This is a genomic window from Legionella nigrisilvae (genome assembly GCF_977063395.2).
This window is the reverse complement of sequence record NZ_CDRUGZ020000023.1, coordinates 72,875-89,936: the sequence shown is the minus strand read 5'-3', so window position 1 is coordinate 89,936 and position 17,062 is coordinate 72,875. Positions and strand designations below refer to the sequence as shown.

Here is a 17,062-nt window from a genome sequence, read left to right as displayed (position 1 = left end):
TCGTACAATCCTTGACAGTTCACTAGTAAAGAAAGTCTATTACACCTGGTTATCGGTTGCAATCTTGAAAAATAATGATTGATTGGGTATAACCAAGAGCGGATTTTTATAAGAGAAACAAAAACATGGAACAAGTAATGTGGAAGGAAAGCCAAAAGCAACGTGCCCGTAGATGGATTAGAGCAATCTTAGCCTACTGGTTTAAGGTGGAGGTGCAGGGAACGTATCAGCCGGAGTCTAATTCAGTCATTATTGCCAATAGAACCTCAAAAATTGATTTGCTTTTGCTTGCTGCTTTTTTACCTGAGCAATTGACGGTAGCGTTTCCTCCACGATCAGCTGGTAAACTTTGGATGAAGATGATGATGCTTTTTGCTGATGTCATTATCATTGACTCTACCAACGCTTTTGCAGCAAGAGCTTTAGTCAAAGCCATCCGAGAAGGAAAGCGTTGTGTTATTTTTCCGCAGGGAATTGGATTGCAAGAAGAGAGCTTAAAGGTTTTTGATGCCCCAGGAATGGTGTTACAAAAGGCTGGCTCTTCAGTGATTCCAATCCGTATCGACGGAGCCCAACACAGTATTTTTTCGATAAGTAAAGATAAGCATCGTATTTATTTATTTCCAAAAATTATCTTACATGTATTGCCGACACGATCTTATATCGAGAAAGAAAATACACCTCTTAACCGAAATGCAATGAGCACTCGGTTGTTTCAGTTAATTAGTGAACTGACTTTTGCAAATAGTTATCAACCAATGACAATGTTTGAAGCACTCATTCAAGGAAGTGTGTTAGGAACAAAGAGTAAAGCAAAAATTGAAGATGCAAATCGTGCGCCGTTAACTTCCAAACAATTTCTTGCCCGTTGTTTTATTTTAGGTCGACAAATTAAGGAGCAAACTCAAGTAGGAGAGCATGTCGGTATCATGCTGCCTACCACGATTGCGGGCATGGTTACCTTTTTTGCTTTACATGCATATCGACGCATTCCAGCTATGCTAAATTTTAGCTTGGGACTACATAATCTGTTAGCTACGTGTACTGTTGCAGAAGTAAAAACGATTTATACTGCAAGACAATTCATTGATACAGCAAAACTGGACGATTTGGTCGAGGGATTACAGAACGCAGGGATTAAGATTTATTTCCTCGAAGATTTTAAATCTTCTATTAATTTAGGGAATAAGCTTTCTGGGATATTCAAGGGGATGTTTCCTTCTCGAGCCTATCAATTAATTGGTAACCCGGTTTCTGCAGAGGAGCCCGGAGTTATACTATTTACCTCGGGTTCAGAAGGGCTTCCGAAAGGAGTTGTGTTAACTCATGCTAATTTATTAGCCAATTGTTGCCAATTAACTTCGCGAGTGGATTTTTCTTCTCGTGATAAATTTTTCAATGCCTTGCCTATCTTTCATTGTTTTGGATTAACAACCGGTTCCATTCTGCCATTAATAAATGGAATTAGTTGCTTTTTTTATCCTTCTCCATTGCATTATAAAATAATTCCGGGTTTGATTTATCAAACCAGTGCTACCATTATGCTTGGAACCGATACCTTTTTAACAGGCTATGCTCGAGCGGCAGAACGACATGATTTTAGCAGCGTCCGTTACATTTTTGCTGGAGCAGAAAAAGTGAAACCGGAAACGATTCGACATTGGATCGACACTTTTGGAGTGAAAGTCTATGAAGGATATGGTGCGACGGAAGCGTCGCCAGTGATTTCTATGAATTGCCCTTTAGCCTCTATTCCAGGAAGTGTGGGGATGTTGTTGCCTTCTATGGAAAGTCGAATACAACCTGTAGATGGTATTGCGGAAGGGGGCCGGTTAATCTTACGTGGGCCTAATATCATGAAAGGTTATCTCTCTTGCGACAAGTCGGAAAAGATTATTCCACCTGAAGACGGGTGGCATGATACAGGTGATATAGTGACTATGAATGAAGAGGGTTTCATTACCATTGCGGGCCGAGCAAAACGTTTTGCGAAGATTGCCGGGGAAATGGTTTCTCTTACTGCCGTAGAGGGTGTTGCTGCCTCAATTTGGCCTGAGTTATTACATGCTGCCGTAAGTATGAAGAGCCCGAAAAAAGGAGAGCAAATTATACTATATAGTGAAGCTGACAATGCCAATAAAACAAGCTTTATCAAGAGAATAAAGGAACTGAATTATTCAGAATTACTTGTACCGCATAAAATTGTTCCAGGAAATAAAATTCCCGTACTACCTTCAGGAAAAATAGATTATGTAACTATTCAAAATGAATTAATTGAAGAGTAAAAGTGTTTAATACGACTTAAGGTTTGAAATGGATAAGGGAACAGGTTACATTCCTGGAGCTTGTTGGTGGTTAGCTTATAGATACACTCAAAACGAATTGTGCCGTGGTATATACCCAAGCAACCAGTGCATTAAATCCTCCAACGGATGCCGTGACTACGAGCGGATGCTAACCATAAAAAGTTTTTTAATTTATTATATAGATTTCTTTTTTAAAAATTAAATGTAGTGATTAGCTTGCAAACGGTTGCAAGCAACGGCTACATTACGGGACAACATCCTTAAGAATGTTTGGACTTACTTCGCTTCTTCCAGACTGTATCTATTTCTTTAGTACATAACTACCTGGTGCGTCCATTATTGATTTTAATGGTAACTGGTTAAAATCTGGAGCGGGTATGAGTTTTCCTGAATGCGTTTTTAGCCATTTTAACCATTCTGGCCACCAGGAGCCTGAATGTTCAGTAGCATTCTCTAACCATTGCTCTGGATGAGTAGGAAAATGATTATTAACCTTATAGCCGTATTTTTTTGTTTCAGGCGCATTGATAATTCCTGCTATATGACCAGATCCACCCAGTACAAAACGTTTGGGACCATTCATAAGTTGAAATCCCAAGTAGGTAGTTTTCCACGGAGCAATATGATCTTTTTCAGTTGAAAGGAAAAAGGTAGGTATATCAATAGCACTGATATTAATTGGGGTATGATTAAGATGAATTTTACCTGGTTTTACCAGATCATTGTGTAAATACATCCATCTTAAATATTGGGAATGCATGGTTGCTGGCATGTTGGTGGAGTCTGAGTTCCAATACAATATATCAAAAGGAACCGGGTTTTTACCTCGTAGGTAATTTTTAATAAAGAAAGACCAAATTAAGTCATTTGCTCTAAGTGAGTTAAAACTTGAAGCCATAAATTTTCCAGCTAGATATCCCTTAGACTTCATCTCATCTTCTAATTTTGCGATTTGCTGTTCATCAATAAAAACAGCAATGTCACCGGGATCACTAAAATCAATCATAGAAGCTAAAAAAGTTGCACTCCGAATGGAGTTGTCTTGTCGTGCTTTATTATAAGCAAGTAACATGGATAGGAGGGTTCCACCAATACAAAAGCCCATAGCATTAACCTGCTTTATACTGAGTTGCTTTTGAATCATACCAATGGCGGTTAATGGTCCTTCATTTAAATAATCGTATAAACTTTTATGGGAAAAATTTGAATCTGGATTTACCCAAGAAATGATAAATACAGTAATTCCTTGCTTTACTAACCAGCCAACAAGAGAATTATGTGGGCTTAAATCCAAGATGTAATATTTGTTTATCCAGGGCGGAATAATAAGAAGAGGAATAGATTTTACCTTAGTGGTTTGTGGCGTGTATTGTATGAGTTCCATTAGACTATTACGAAAGACTACCTTTCCTGGAGTAATAGCGAGGTTTTTACCGAGCTTAAATGCCTCCGTATCAGTCATTTTAATCATCAGACGAGGAGAACCTACTTCTAGATCAGAAAGTAGATTATGAAGTCCATGTAATAAATTTTTGCCATGACTTTTCAATGTTTCATCCATGATCTGAGGATTCGTGTGCAAAAAGTTAGCTGGCGATAATGCATCTAAATATTGCTTGGTAAAAAATTTTAAACGCTTAGCCGTATTTTTATCAGGGTATTCTATCTTTTCAAATAAAGTATTCATATGCTGACTGGCTAAAAGGTAATGCTGGGTTAACATATTAAAAAAAGGATTATTTAGCCAATCTTCTTCATGAAAGCGTGGATCATTTATGGGCATGGGCGTTCCATTTAACCAATGCTGTAATTGGGTTTGTGCTAAGTTAAACGCGTCTTGCCAGTATGCGAGTTGCATTTCCCAGATTTTTTCCGGATTCTGCAGAAGAATACTCATTACATTTTGGAAATGTTCCGTTAGTTCAATATATTGATTGATTATTATGGGAACTTGTAAAGGAGTTTCTTTAATATCGGAAATAATTTGCAGACTTTTTTCCGCTATAGCCTGTAATAACTCGCTAAGTTCTTTGTCATGGGTCATCCTAACTCCTGTGGACAAATAATTATATATCCTATTTTGGTTGCTTTATTGTTACGGATCAAGAGTAGAGTCCTTGAAAAGTTTTATTTACCAATCTCTCGTTTTCCCTTCATGCCAAAAATAACCGCTTTCTTTCTTCTTGTTTACCAATTCAAAAAGTTCGTGTGCCGCTTCCGAAGGCAGTTTGGGAGCGTTACTTTTTCCCATATCCGTTCTCACCCAACCTGGGTCAAAACTGGAGATAGTAATTCCAGGAAGTCTTTTAGCCAGAAGAAGAGTGTACATATTCAAGCATGATTTTGACATTTTGTAGTGGGGTACGTTTGCGGAATCATTGGAACTAAAAGCACCCCATCCCGAAGTAATATTAATTATTTGGGCATTTGGATTTAATTTAGAAAGGCACTGTTCAGTTAATTCAATAGTCCCAAATACATTAACCGCAAAAGTTTCTTTTAACCGGCTTATGCTAATCTTTGTTTCATTCCAATTTTCTAGGAGGATGGCTGCATTATTAATTAAGACATCAAATTGTGGTAATTGTTCCGTGAAATAATTAATTTGCTTTGAATCTAGCAAATTAAGGGGATGAATTTTTAGATTCTTGTCTTTAAGGGGCGCATTACCCTGAGTTGAAGTTCCAATAACCAACCAACCCCTCTTTAAAAATAATTTGGCGGTTTCTAGTCCGATTCCTCGACTAACTCCTGTAATTACCAGAGTATTCACAGTTCTATTCTCCATAAAGGGTAATTCGTTCCCTATTCTGCATCGCTATCTAGACTACATGGTACATGTATTTTCTTCTACATCTTAATGTTTAAAGTGACGAATTCCGGTGAATACCATAATGAGTCCATGTTTTTCAGCGCAATCTATAATTTGTCCGTCTCTAATTGAACCACCGGGTTGGATAATAGCAGCAATTCCTGCTTCTGCGGCAATTTCTACAGTATCCGGAAAGGGGATAAATGCGTCAGAAGCCATAACACAACCACGAGGGTCGAATCCCATTTGTGTTGCCTGCCATAGGCCAATACGAGCACTCATAACCCGGCTGGTTTGACCTCCACCAATTCCTATTGTTGCTTCATCTTTAGCATAAACAATCGCATTGGATTTGACATGTTTTACCCCAAGCCAGGCAAACATTAAATCACTCATTTGTTGATCTGAGGGTTTGTTTTGAGTCATGACTTTAATTTCATAGCTGCCTAATGAAAGAGAGTCATGTTCTTGTACCAACAGGCCCCCATCTACCTTTTTCAGGTTCAGGCGAAATGCATCATCATGTTTCCAAGCTCCAGTTGATAAAACACGAATATTTTCTTTGCTGGCAAAAATTTCTTTGGCTTCCTCACTAATCTCAGGGGCCAAAATGACTTCTACAAATTGCTTTTCAAGAATAGTTTTGGCGGTAGTAGCATCCAATTTTTGGTTAAAAGCGATTATACCGCCGTAGGCTGATGTTGGATCACATTGAAAAGCCTTGAGATAAGCATTAAGAGGAGAATCACTTATAGCAATACCACAGGGGTTTGCATGCTTGATAATTACACATACGGGTTTCTCGCAAGAAAAGGATTTAGCACAATCCAATGCCGCATCCGCATCTAAAATGTTGTTATAGGATAATTGCTTGCCTTGAATTAACTGAGCAGAACCTAAAGAACCGGATGAAGCTTTTTTATCAACATAGAAAGCGGCTTGTTGATGTGGATTTTCTCCATAACGTAAATCGGTTATTTTATTAAACTGACATGTAAGTACTTCTGGGAAACCACAGGGAGTGTGCTGCGCATCGAGAGTAGTCAGATAATTTGTAATAGCAGCATCATATGCAGCTGTATGAGCAAAGGCTTTTTTAGCTAAAGTGAACCCCCAGTCTGAAGGAACTTTTTTGCTTTTTAAGTACTTGATTAGTTCGGCGTAATCTTCTGGCTTTACCACAACGAAAGTGTGTGCATAATTCTTCGCTGCGGAACGAATCATGGCGGGGCCGCCAATATCAATATTTTCGATTGCCTCATTGAAGTTACAGTCATGACGACTGATGGTTTGTTCAAATGGATATAAATTAATTACCAGCAAATCGATGGGTTTGATAGAGTGCTCTTTAAGTGTTTTTTCGTCTTTTTTCCCGCGTGCAAGTAAACCTGCATGAATGGCTGGGTGCAAAGTTTTTACTCGACCATCGAGCATTTCTGGAAAACCTGTACACTCACTAACATCGACAACTGGCAATTTATGTTCTTTGAGTAATGCAGCGGTATTTCCCGTTGCTATAAGCTCTACACCCATTTTATGGAGTACTTTACCTAAGTCCACTATGCCTCGTTTATCTGAAACACTAAGCAGCGCTCTTTGAGGTTTAAAAGCAGAGAATGCATGTTCTTGGACCATTATAATTTCCTTAAATAAGTATAGCCTCGGTAGGCGCAGCAGAACCCGGAAAATTTAGAATATTATCAATGAGTCCTTGCACTACCAAATAACGAGTACGACAATTTAATCTGCTTTATGGGTAAAAGCCAATAATGACCATCCATTAAGGTTTTGCTGATGAATCGCAATAAACATTGATGCGTACGTTTCAATAAGCTTAGGGGCTTGTTCTTCTAATATGCCTGATACGATCAGTATCCCCTTAGAGTTTAACAATTGTTGAAAACGTTCTTTCAAGTTAATTAATGGTGCCAACAAAATGTTTGCAATAATTAAATCTACAGGTTGGTGTAATACGTCGGGCTTGCTAATTAGTAATTGGTGTTCATCAAGTTGATTTCCCAATGCATTGTTTTGAGTGGCTTGAAGGGCTTGTTCATCGATATCGACTGCATGGACTTTTGCTGCGCCTAATTTTAATGCGGCCAAAGAAAGTATCCCTGAGCCACAGCCGTAATCAATCACAGATTTATTTTTTAAATCAGCCTGTTCCAACCAGGTTAAACATAAAGCAGTCGTAGGATGAGTTCCGGTACCAAATGCCAGACCAGGGTCTAACATTAAGTTAACCGCATCGGGTTCAGGTGGCGTCGACCAAGTAGGACAGATCCATAGGCGTTTACCAAAACGTTGAGGTTTAAAATCATCCATCCAAGCTCTTTCCCAATCCTTGTCCTCCAGAACTTCTAGAGCACACGTTAACTTGGGGTAAGTTTTCATCACATGCTCTCGTGTGTATTGTGCCTGGAACACCTCTGCAAATAAGGCCTGAATAACCACTTCAGGCCATAATGGGGTTGTTCCTGGTTCGGGTTCGAGAACAGGATTGTCATTTTTATCGGTGAGCATAATGGATAGCGCACCAAATTCTTCTAACTCCTCGCTAAGGGACTCTATCTCTTGGCTTGGACAATGTTCTATTTTCAATTGAAACCACACAGCGTTTAATCCTTCAGCATTTTTTCCAGATAGTGAATATTAGTACCGCCTGCTATAAAAGATTGATCATGGAAAATACGTTGGTGTAATTCAATATTGGTTTTTATACCATCAATAATGATTTCATCGAGTGCATTTCGCATTCTTGCAATGGCTACAGCACGAGTTTCTCCATAACTTATCAGCTTGCCTATCATGGAATCATAATTCGGAGGAACGGTATAGCTACTGTAAATATGAGAATCAAAGCGAATACCAGGTCCACCGGGTTGATGTAATAATTTTATTGTTCCTGGCGAAGGCATGAAAGTTCTTGCATCTTCAGCATTAATTCGGCATTCAATAGCATGACCACGTAGAATTATGTCTTCCTGAGTAAGTGTCATCGGTATCTCACTGGCAATTTTGATTTGTTCTTTTATCAAATCAATTCCTGTGATCATTTCAGTTACGGGGTGCTCAACCTGAATTCGTGTATTCATTTCAATAAAATAAAAACATCCATCTTGATATAGGAATTCAAAGGTTCCAGCACCACGATATTGTAACTCTTGGCATGCTTTGACTACGGAAGCGCCAATTTTATTTCTAAGTTCAACGCTAATTCCCGGAGCTGGTGCTTCTTCGACTACTTTTTGATGACGTCTTTGCATGGAACAGTCACGCTCACCTAGATGAATTGCTTTACCTTTACCATCTCCAAGCACTTGGAATTCAATATGGCGTGGATTTTCCAAAAATTTTTCCATGTAAACAATTGGGTTATTAAATGCAGCTTTGGCTTCGCTACGGGTAAGAGCTATGGCATTAAGCAAGTTGGCCTCACTATGCACAACACGCATACCGCGCCCACCACCGCCTCCTGCTGCTTTGATAATAACTGGATAACCAATTTTTCGAGCAATTTCCAGATTTGATTGATCATCATCAGATAAGGGACCGTCCGATCCAGGAACACAAGGAACTCCGGCAGCTTTCATTGCGTTAATAGCAGATACTTTATCTCCCATGAGACGAATAGTATCACCTCGAGGACCAATAAAACGAAATCCACTTTGTTCTACTACTTCTGCAAAATCAGCATTTTCAGAAAGGAACCCATAACCAGGATGAATTGCTACCGCATCAGTAATCTCCGCAGCAGAAATGATTGCTGGGATGTTGAGGTAACTTTTTTGCGCTGGAGCCGGTCCTATGCATACGGTTTCATCTGCGAGACGAACATGCAATAAATCTTTATCTACATCTGAATGTACGGCTACAGTCTGGATGCCGAGTTCTTTACAGGCACGCAAAATGCGAAGGGCAATTTCACCTCTGTTGGCAATAACAATTTTACTGAGCATGGATGCACCTCTATTCTATGACAAACAGGACCTGATCGTATTCAACAGGTTCACCATTGGCGACGAGTATTTCTACGATTTTACCGGCGCGATCCGCTTCAATTTCATTAAACATTTTCATTGCTTCAACAATACATAAAACATCACCTGCTTTGACTGATTGGCCAAGAGTCACAAAAGGTGCACTTTCTGGTGATGGAGAAGTATACATTGTACCCACCATAGGAGAGCGGACTTTGTGACCTGAGACCGTAGGCTCAGGTTTACTTTCATGGTGTGAAGGTATTGCCAGAGCAGGTATATTATTTACAGCATGATGTGATTCATGACGCGGGGCAGGTGAAGTAACATAGTGAACCTGGTGTTGTTCAACCGCAGGTCCGCTGCTATGACGGCTTAATCTGAGCGATTCTTCACCTTCTTTAATTTCAATTTCAGAAATGCCAGTTTCTTCCAGCAGTTCAATTAATTTTCTTATTTTACGAATGTCCATTATTTGATTCTCTTTCAATAATTGATGTTAATGCTAATGAATATCCTTGCGCACCTAATCCACTAATAGTACCCTTCGCTATATCTGAGAAATAGGAATGGTGGCGGAAAGGTTCGCGGGAATAAATATTGCTGATATGTACTTCAATAAAGGGAATTGCAACAGCACATAAGGCATCCCTCAAAGCCACGCTGGTATGGGTAAATCCAGCGGGGTTAAGAATTATATAATCTATTTTATCGATACTTGCTTGGTGAATTACTTCAATTAAATCCGCTTCCGAATTGCTTTGATGACATTTTAATGCAAATCCTGCCGTGGTGGCTTCTTTGATCAACCGAGTATTAATATGATCCAACGTTGTAGCCCCATAAATTGAAGGTTCTCGAGTTCCCAAGAGGTTCAAATTTGGTCCATGTAAAACCAGAATTTTTTTCATATTTTTGTTCGTATCGAGCAATTTTTGCAGATTTTGCCTGATCTTCCTGAAATTGTCCATATATCTCCGAAGATATCTACATGATCTACACTTTTTAATATTTGTGTAACAGGGACAACTAGTTAAAAATTTGCTCCCTTTCCCACAGTAACCTAGACTATTAGATTAGGTAAGGATTGAATTATTTAAATGGCATTTTTTGTTATTCAATTCTAAAAAAAGGAATTTTGATGCAAGCAAGGCTCGACCAACAACAGCAAGTACAAAAAGTACGACCTGTAATATATTTTGTGATTTTTATGATGATGATATTGGTGCAAATTTCTATTGACCAATATGTTCCGTCATTACCAGCCATTACTAAATCTCTTAATAGTAACGACTCATCCATTCAGTTCACCTTGTTTCTTTTTATGTTTGGATTGGGAATTTCTCATATATTTTTTGGACCGTGGTCCGATAAAATTGGGCGTAGGCGCCCGCTAATTTATGGAATTGGTATAAGTATTATAGGATGTCTTTGTTGTTTATTGGCACCTTCTGTCTGGGTGTTAATTTTAGGTCGCTTCTTACAAGGATTTGGTATCGGTTCGTGCAGTTCAGTGGGACGCTCTTTAATACGTGATCTTTTTACTGACCGATATTTATCGAAAATTGGTTCTTATGTTGGCGTGGCAAGTACGCTTCTTTTAGTTGCTTCTCCAATTTGGGGAGGATTTATTCAGGAGCATTTTGGTTGGAGAGCCAATTTTTTATTTATTTTTGTTGTCGGTTTGACATTTTGGATTTTTATTCTTCTGGTTTTGCCAGAAACGAATAAAAATCTTAATCCCGATGCTACTAAGTTAAGAGTAATACAACAAAATTATGCTGCTTTATTAAAATCTAAAGTCTTTTTAGGCTATACCTTATGTGCGTGTTCTGCCTGTTCGGGTTTGGTTGCTTACCTTACTATTGCTCCATTTTTATTTCAAAATGAATTAGATCTAAGTCCATTGGAATATGGTCAACTTTCAGTTTTTATTGCTGTGGCTATCTGTCTTAGCGGCCTAATTAATAGCCAATTGGTTATGTCTAAAGGTGTTTCATATATGTTGTTTATTGGTATCATGTTAATGATTGGTGGTGGGGGGATGATGCTTAGCTTTGCTCTTGCTGGAATCATGAATGTACTGACAGTTATGATTCCTATCTCTTTATTTAGTATGGGGGCAGGTTTTACATTTATTAATGCGTTTGCTGGAGTTTTTCATCCATTTCCACAAATTGCAGGAACGGTGGCCGCTTTGTATGTCAGCATGCAGGATTTAACTTCTGCATTAACTAGTGGTATGATTGCAATTACCAAGATACAAGGCCAATTTTCTTTAGCTGCAATATTACTTGTTCTTGGTATAAGTGCTTTGGCCGCATGGTATTATCAAGAAACAATAACTCAATAAAATGAATTCATACTCTTGAAAATCACCTATTTAGGATTCTTTGAAATAAAAACTCTTTTTTATCCACTCATATTTCCTATGGACATGTAGCGAAGCATCAAATAATAATTTCAAAAATTCGAAAACTATGCTAGCTTGGATAAGTTTTTAGAGTTATTGGTTGTGTTCACAGGTGTGACTCACTGTTGAAACCAAGCAGGTTTTTATAACTTGATTTAAGGATTAATTGGTTTGGCAGGAGATGAGTTGCTTTCAATTTAGATTAAGTTGCAAAGAAGGAGTGGGTTTCCATGCATCATAATTACTATTTATCTCCCTTAGCTGTTGCTCTGGCTTTAGGAATAGCATCCTCTGCGAGAGCCGCAGAACCTATGCCTTTACAAAAGGCATCTCTTCAGCAAGTAAAGCAAAAATTTGCTTTAACGACACAAGGTGTCGCAGTTGCTAAAGACAGTTTACGTTTTGTCAGCGAACATACAGACAGTAACAAAGTAACTCATGTTCGTATGCAACAACAATATGTAGGATTTCCTGTTCATGGTGGTTATGCAATTATGCATAGCATGTATCCAGCACAATCATTAACCAAAGCACAGTCTAATGTGGCAATGAACGGCGTTATTTATCAAGGCCTACAATCCGAATTAGGACAACCTGATGCTAATTTTGTGAAAAATGCGGATTCAGCATTACAACAGTTTAAAGCCAAGTATGCAGGTAAAGAAGTGAGCGAGGAAAAAGTCACTCCTATGATTTATATAGATGCTCAGCATAAAGCACATTGGGCTTATAAAGTGAGTGTCCTTGTTGTTCACAAAGATCAAATTCCAGAGCGTCCAACTGCAATAATTGACGCAGAAAATAGCAAACCTTTCGTCCAATGGAATGATATTAAAACTGGCAAAAGTGCGGTTAATGGAGCAGGTTTCGGTGGAAATAATAAAACAGGTTTCTATCGATATGGTGCTGACTTACCTTATTTAGATGTAACTCGTGATTCAGGTACTGAGTCGTGTTTTATGGAAAACACCGATGTCAAAGTAATTGACATGGATCACCGATACAGTTCTAAACGTAGAGCAATGAAATTTAATTGTCCAACCAATGACTCTAATGTTTACCTCACTGGTTATAGAGGAGATGGTTACGACAAACAAAATGGAGCGGCTTCTCCCACGAATGATGCTTTGTATGCAGGTCATGTGATTAACCATATGTATAAAGAATGGTATAACACCAATGCATTGAGTAATTCTGATGGTTCTCCAATGCAATTAGTAATGCGAGTTCACTATGGTGAAGGTTATGAGAATGCTTATTGGGATGGCCAGCAGATGACCTTTGGTGATGGTGATACCATGATGTATCCTTTGGTTTCACTAGGAGTAGGCGCACATGAAATCAGTCATGGTTTTACAGAACAACATTCTAACCTTGAATATTATGGCCAATCAGGTGGTATGAATGAGGCGTTCTCGGATATGGCAGCTCAAGCAGCTGAATATTATTCAGTAAATAAAAGCACTTGGCAAATTGGCGGCGAGATCATGAAAGAAGATAGCGGCTGGGATGCTCTACGCTATATGGATCAACCAAGTCGTGATGGTGAGTCTATTGATACTGCTGATGAATATTATGGTGGTCTGGATGTTCATTACTCCAGTGGGGTATATAACCATTTATTCTACATATTAGCCAATCAGCCTAGTTGGAATACCCGTTTAGCCTTTGATGTGATGGTTAAAGCTAACATGGATTATTGGACCCCTTATTCTAACTTTGATGAAGGCGGTGAAGGTATAGTAAGTGCGATTTCTGATCTTGTAGCTGGTGATCCGAACCATGAGCGGTATCCTTCAACTGCTGTTTGTGACGTTAAAAAGTCATTAAATGAAGTTAAAATCACCACCAATATGAGTGATTGTTCTAATTAATCCGTAATAATAAAATCAGCCAGAAGTTTGCTTATAACTTCTGGTTGTTCCATGTGAATATGATGTCCGCCATCCATTTTTTTCAGAGTGAGATTTTTTACCGCTTTAATTCGATGATCTATGATCTCAGTGTCAAAGGAAAATCCTCGACTCGATAATAGTAGATAGGTTTTTGCAGTAATTTCCTGTAAACAAGAAAGTATTTGAGGTTCTGTCATCCGCAAAGGTGAGCGTACCAATAAACGTGGATCATGCCGCCAATAAAATTTACCTTTTTTTTCTATTAAACTTCGTTCACAAAGAATTTTTGCAATTTCTAAAGAAACATATCCTTTAAAGGCACGTGCAAGAGCAGCACTACTTAAACTATCATATCCTTTGGATTTTTTTCTTTTTTGAGTAAGAAAAGATGCATACTCTCTTAATTGCTGACATGCAGTTTCTGCAGGATGGGAAAAGGGCCCTAAACCCTCAATCAGGCTTAAGGACAGAAATCGTTCGGGTATTACACCGCCAACTAGGCTCGCCAAGCAAGCGCCCATTGAGTGTCCTAATAGATGGAGCTTATCAAGTTTTAGCGCATTGATTAATTCAATAACTACAAAAATACCATCAAAAAAATGATAGTGACATCCTTCAGGAAGATGCGAAGAATAACCATGTCCGGGCAAATCTACGGCAATAAAATAAAAATCATTGGCTAAATACGAGGCAAGAGGAGCAAAACTGTTCGCGTTATCCAGCCAACCATGTAGGGCTAGGATAGTTGGTTTCTCTGGATTTCCCCAAGTTCTGCAGCATATTGAAAAACCTGGAATTGTAAGATTTAATGTGTTCATTTTATATATTATTTTTTTAAGTATTATAAGCAATCATTATATCTCTACTGCAAACAGGAGAGCTATAATCCATTATAGAATGAATAAAAATTTTTCCCTGCGTTTTAGTTAGTACAATGAGTTTGGATTAAGACGAAAGGAGTACAATTGTTTTTATGCATTTAATGTTATGCTTAATCTAGGAACTTGAAAAGAGTTAACTATGCAACAAGAAACACAAAGCGTTTCATTAATTACCTATAATATTCATAAAGGGTTTGGTGTAGGTGCTGTACGTTTTTTACTTCCAAAAATGCGTGATGCCATTACGAGCTTACAACCGGATTTTGTTTTTTTGCAAGAAGTTCAGGGTGAACATATAAAACGCCAAAAACGAATTAATGCCTGGCCTGATTCACCACAATTTGAGTATATTGCTGAAAATATCTGGCCTCATTATGTGTATGCAAAAAATGCCATATACGAATCAGGACATCATGGAAATGCAATTTTGAGTAAATATGCTTTTGAACGATTTGAAAATATTAATCTCACAAACATTCGCAGGGCTTCAAGGGGAATTTTGCATGCACAACTGAAGCTGGATAATATTACTATTCATTTGTTATGCGTACACTTAGGCCTTTTTAAAGCTGAGCGGATAGTACAATGTAATGCTTTAATGCAACGTATCAAGGATGTTGTTCCACAAGATGAACCTCTGTTAATGGCTGGAGATTTCAATGATTGGCGTACTGTTATTTCCAAGCCTTTGGCTGAAACTTTGAATATAGAAGAGGCTTTTGTTTCAGTGGAGGGGCAACATGCCCGTTCTTTCCCAGCAATTAAACCGGCGCTTTGCGTTGATCGAGTTTATTTCCGGGGTATGAAAGTACAAGAAGTAGCTTGTTTGCATGGAAAGCCATGGCGAATGTTATCGGATCATTTACCGCTTTATGCGCGTTTTGAATTGATTAAGCCCTAGATGAAGCCTTAGCACTACTTGCTTCATCCAGGGAGGTATTTATTAGCGTTATTCCATTTTGTTGTTGTACTCACCCACACAGGCCAGGCTATTTAGGCGCGCACGCTTCAATAAAGCCTCTTGTGCTTTAGAAACATTGTCTTTACTTCCACCCCAAGCCGCTAAACAATCTTCTTGTAATGCTCTGCCGAAAGAAAAACTGAGCAACCAAGGTTGGTGATCAATGCTATTAATTGCATTTAGATTTGCTGTAGCTTGTTGTGGCGTTTGCCCACCAGATAAGAAATTAATTGTCGGCACTGCCGCGGGTACATTATTACGGAATACACCGATTGTGTAATCAGCAATTTCATCAGGTTCACTGAAAGGGCTATGTGCTTTACCGCAGGTTACCATGCTAGGTTTTAAGATAATATGTTCTAATTCAACTTGATGAATAAATAAAGCGTGGAATAACTCATGAAGCACAATTTCACATACTTCTGCACAATGTTCGATGCTGTGATCGCCATCCATAAGAACTTCAGGCTCAACGATGGGAACAATTCCTGCTTCTTGGCAAGCTGCCGCATAACGAGCTAAATTTTCTGCTCCTGTCTTTACCGCAGTTAAACTGGGAGTAAATTCGGAAATTGAGTAAACATTTCGCCATTTAGCAAATTTTGCACCTAATTTTTTAAAATGTTGTAAACGTTCAGCTAATCCATCTAAGCCTTGAGTGACTTGTTCATTCTCAGTATTAGCTAAAGCAATTAATCCTTTATCTACTTTAATGCCAGGGACGATACCTTTATCGGCAAACAGTTTAGGAATAGGAGTGCCATGCTCATCCGTTTGGGTAAAGGTTTCTTCGAATAAAATAACTCCGTTTATATATTGTTCCAAATCAGTTGTGGTGGCGAGCAATAATCTATAATCTCTGCGGTTTTCTTCGGTATTCTCAATACCAATTGAGGCAAAACGCTTTCCTATAGTTGAGTTGCTTTCATCTGCAGCTAAGATTCCTTTTCCTTGTTGCAACATTTGTTCCATGGTATTAGATAGTTCTTCATAATTCATTTTGTGTGGGCTCCTAATTGTTTATTATCTAGATATATATTTTTCACGAATAATTTGTTGCATGGCAAAACCTTGTTCTTTTAAGGAGTTAAATGCTTCATCAATCATACTGGGATTTCCGCATAAATAAATGACATCACGCTGAGGATTGAGGTTTAACGAAGGGAAAGCATGTTGGACATAGCCGCTGTATTCGTTTTCATTTAACTCATCTGTTGCTTGCCTGCTTAGGTAAGGTCTAAATGAAACTTTAGGGTATTTTTGAGAAAACGCATAGAATTCATTGGCATAAAGAATTTCTTCTCGTCGTTGCACTCCTTGCAGAATAACCACTTCGAGTGCAGGATGCTTCTCCATGAGTACGCTTAGTTCTTGCAACATTGCGCGATAAGGAGTAACTCCTGTACTGGTAGCGACCAAGATAAATCGACTGGGTATATCCTCTTTGATAATTAAGCGACCATATGGACCACTGATTTGAATAGTGTCTCCAGGTTTTAAATTATAAAGGAATTCAGTGCCCGGTCCATTTTCAAAATAACCTGCGGCGATTTCAATTTGATTATCTTGTTTTGGCGCATTGGCTATACTATAACTACGTTTTAGTAATTTTCCTTGATGTTCAAAGTGAATGGTAATAAATTGTCCAGGTAAATAATTAAAATTAGGTGTTACTTCACAATTAAAAATGAAGTGTTTAACTTTAGGAGAGATCATAAATGACTCTTTTAAAGTGATGGGGAATGTATTTATTTGCATGACGAATATCAACTTTACCGTAAAAATTAGAGATTATAACTCTGAACTAAAGT

General features: G+C 38.4%; 14 protein-coding genes. 4 read left to right on the top strand and 10 right to left on the bottom strand.

Annotated features, from left to right (window positions below; genetic code table 11):
- Nucleotides 1-125 precede the first annotated feature (125 nt).
- Nucleotides 126-2,285: an AMP-binding protein gene (locus ACWTE2_RS15435; protein ID WP_454786051.1), complete on the top strand. Its 2,160-nt coding sequence runs from the start codon at nucleotides 126-128 to the stop codon at nucleotides 2,283-2,285.
- 322 nt (nucleotides 2,286-2,607) lie between these two features.
- Here the strand turns inward: ACWTE2_RS15435 and ACWTE2_RS15430 are convergent, their stop codons facing one another.
- The 7 genes from ACWTE2_RS15430 to aroQ form a co-directional block, all read right to left on the bottom strand.
- A complete protein-coding gene (locus tag ACWTE2_RS15430; protein ID WP_454786050.1) occupies nucleotides 2,608-4,350 on the bottom strand; it encodes a PHA/PHB synthase family protein in 1,743 nt (580 codons plus the stop codon).
- Between the two features lie 87 nt (nucleotides 4,351-4,437).
- Nucleotides 4,438-5,079, bottom strand: coding sequence for an SDR family NAD(P)-dependent oxidoreductase (locus ACWTE2_RS15425; RefSeq protein ID WP_454786049.1), 642 nt, complete (start codon nucleotides 5,077-5,079; stop codon nucleotides 4,438-4,440).
- A gap of 84 nt (nucleotides 5,080-5,163) precedes the next feature.
- Entirely contained in the window at nucleotides 5,164-6,753 is a 1,590-nt protein-coding gene (gene purH, locus ACWTE2_RS15420) for a bifunctional phosphoribosylaminoimidazolecarboxamide formyltransferase/IMP cyclohydrolase (RefSeq protein WP_454786048.1), read from the bottom strand.
- 105 nt (nucleotides 6,754-6,858) lie between these two features.
- Entirely contained in the window at nucleotides 6,859-7,734 is an 876-nt protein-coding gene (gene prmA, locus ACWTE2_RS15415) for a 50S ribosomal protein L11 methyltransferase (protein ID WP_454786047.1), read from the bottom strand.
- A 5-nt stretch (nucleotides 7,735-7,739) separates the two neighbouring features.
- On the bottom strand, nucleotides 7,740-9,080 hold the full coding sequence (accC, locus tag ACWTE2_RS15410; protein ID WP_182391481.1) for an acetyl-CoA carboxylase biotin carboxylase subunit: 1,341 nt from the start codon (nucleotides 9,078-9,080) through the stop codon (nucleotides 7,740-7,742).
- Between the two features lie 10 nt (nucleotides 9,081-9,090).
- Nucleotides 9,091-9,573, bottom strand: coding sequence for an acetyl-CoA carboxylase biotin carboxyl carrier protein (gene accB, locus ACWTE2_RS15405; protein WP_454786046.1), 483 nt, complete (start codon nucleotides 9,571-9,573; stop codon nucleotides 9,091-9,093).
- The gene (aroQ, locus tag ACWTE2_RS15400; protein WP_454786045.1) at nucleotides 9,560-10,012 is read right to left on the bottom strand and encodes a type II 3-dehydroquinate dehydratase; all 453 of its coding nucleotides are present in this window, start codon (nucleotides 10,010-10,012) and stop codon (nucleotides 9,560-9,562) included. Before aroQ ends, accB begins: the two co-directional genes overlap by 14 nt.
- Before the next feature lie 230 nt (nucleotides 10,013-10,242).
- On the opposite strand from aroQ, the gene ACWTE2_RS15395 reads away from it, so the two are divergent.
- Complete coding sequence (locus tag ACWTE2_RS15395; RefSeq protein ID WP_454786044.1) at nucleotides 10,243-11,454, top strand: multidrug effflux MFS transporter; 1,212 nt, start codon at nucleotides 10,243-10,245, stop codon at nucleotides 11,452-11,454.
- Between the two features lie 290 nt (nucleotides 11,455-11,744).
- A complete protein-coding gene (gene proA, locus ACWTE2_RS15390) occupies nucleotides 11,745-13,388 on the top strand; it encodes a zinc metalloprotease ProA (RefSeq protein ID WP_454786043.1) in 1,644 nt (547 codons plus the stop codon).
- Here the strand turns inward: proA and ACWTE2_RS15385 are convergent.
- Nucleotides 13,385-14,227, bottom strand: a complete 843-nt coding sequence (locus tag ACWTE2_RS15385) for an alpha/beta fold hydrolase (protein WP_454786042.1) — start codon at nucleotides 14,225-14,227, stop codon at nucleotides 13,385-13,387. The two genes, proA and ACWTE2_RS15385, sit on opposite strands and share 4 nt — an antisense overlap.
- A gap of 202 nt (nucleotides 14,228-14,429) precedes the next feature.
- Between ACWTE2_RS15385 and ACWTE2_RS15380 the strand changes: the two genes are divergently transcribed.
- Nucleotides 14,430-15,191, top strand: a complete 762-nt coding sequence (locus ACWTE2_RS15380; protein WP_182391476.1) for an endonuclease/exonuclease/phosphatase family protein — start codon at nucleotides 14,430-14,432, stop codon at nucleotides 15,189-15,191.
- 48 nt (nucleotides 15,192-15,239) lie between these two features.
- On the opposite strand, the gene ACWTE2_RS15375 is transcribed toward ACWTE2_RS15380, so the two are convergent.
- Entirely contained in the window at nucleotides 15,240-16,250 is a 1,011-nt protein-coding gene (locus ACWTE2_RS15375) for a class I fructose-bisphosphate aldolase (protein WP_454786041.1), read from the bottom strand.
- A 24-nt stretch (nucleotides 16,251-16,274) separates the two neighbouring features.
- The gene (locus ACWTE2_RS15370) at nucleotides 16,275-17,009 is read right to left on the bottom strand and encodes a ferredoxin--NADP reductase (RefSeq protein WP_454786040.1); all 735 of its coding nucleotides are present in this window, start codon (nucleotides 17,007-17,009) and stop codon (nucleotides 16,275-16,277) included.
- Between the last annotated feature and the right edge of the window lie 53 nt (nucleotides 17,010-17,062).

What these genes read in the sequence shown, in the direction of transcription:
- ACWTE2_RS15435 (WP_454786051.1), top strand. Translation starts at nt 126, where the DNA reads ATGGAACAAGTAATGTGGAAGGAAAGCCAAAAGCAACGTGCCCGTAGA.
- ACWTE2_RS15430 (WP_454786050.1), bottom strand. Translation starts at nt 4,350, where the DNA reads ATGACCCATGACAAAGAACTTAGCGAGTTATTACAGGCTATAGCGGAA.
- purH (WP_454786048.1), bottom strand. Translation starts at nt 6,753, where the DNA reads ATGGTCCAAGAACATGCATTCTCTGCTTTTAAACCTCAAAGAGCGCTG.
- accC (WP_182391481.1), bottom strand. Translation starts at nt 9,080, where the DNA reads ATGCTCAGTAAAATTGTTATTGCCAACAGAGGTGAAATTGCCCTTCGC.
- accB (WP_454786046.1), bottom strand. Translation starts at nt 9,573, where the DNA reads ATGGACATTCGTAAAATAAGAAAATTAATTGAACTGCTGGAAGAAACT.
- aroQ (WP_454786045.1), bottom strand. Translation starts at nt 10,012, where the DNA reads ATGAAAAAAATTCTGGTTTTACATGGACCAAATTTGAACCTCTTGGGA.
- ACWTE2_RS15395 (WP_454786044.1), top strand. Translation starts at nt 10,243, where the DNA reads ATGCAAGCAAGGCTCGACCAACAACAGCAAGTACAAAAAGTACGACCT.
- proA (WP_454786043.1), top strand. Translation starts at nt 11,745, where the DNA reads ATGCATCATAATTACTATTTATCTCCCTTAGCTGTTGCTCTGGCTTTA.
- ACWTE2_RS15385 (WP_454786042.1), bottom strand. Translation starts at nt 14,227, where the DNA reads ATGAACACATTAAATCTTACAATTCCAGGTTTTTCAATATGCTGCAGA.
- ACWTE2_RS15380 (WP_182391476.1), top strand. Translation starts at nt 14,430, where the DNA reads ATGCAACAAGAAACACAAAGCGTTTCATTAATTACCTATAATATTCAT.
- ACWTE2_RS15375 (WP_454786041.1), bottom strand. Translation starts at nt 16,250, where the DNA reads ATGAATTATGAAGAACTATCTAATACCATGGAACAAATGTTGCAACAA.
- ACWTE2_RS15370 (WP_454786040.1), bottom strand. Translation starts at nt 17,009, where the DNA reads ATGCAAATAAATACATTCCCCATCACTTTAAAAGAGTCATTTATGATC.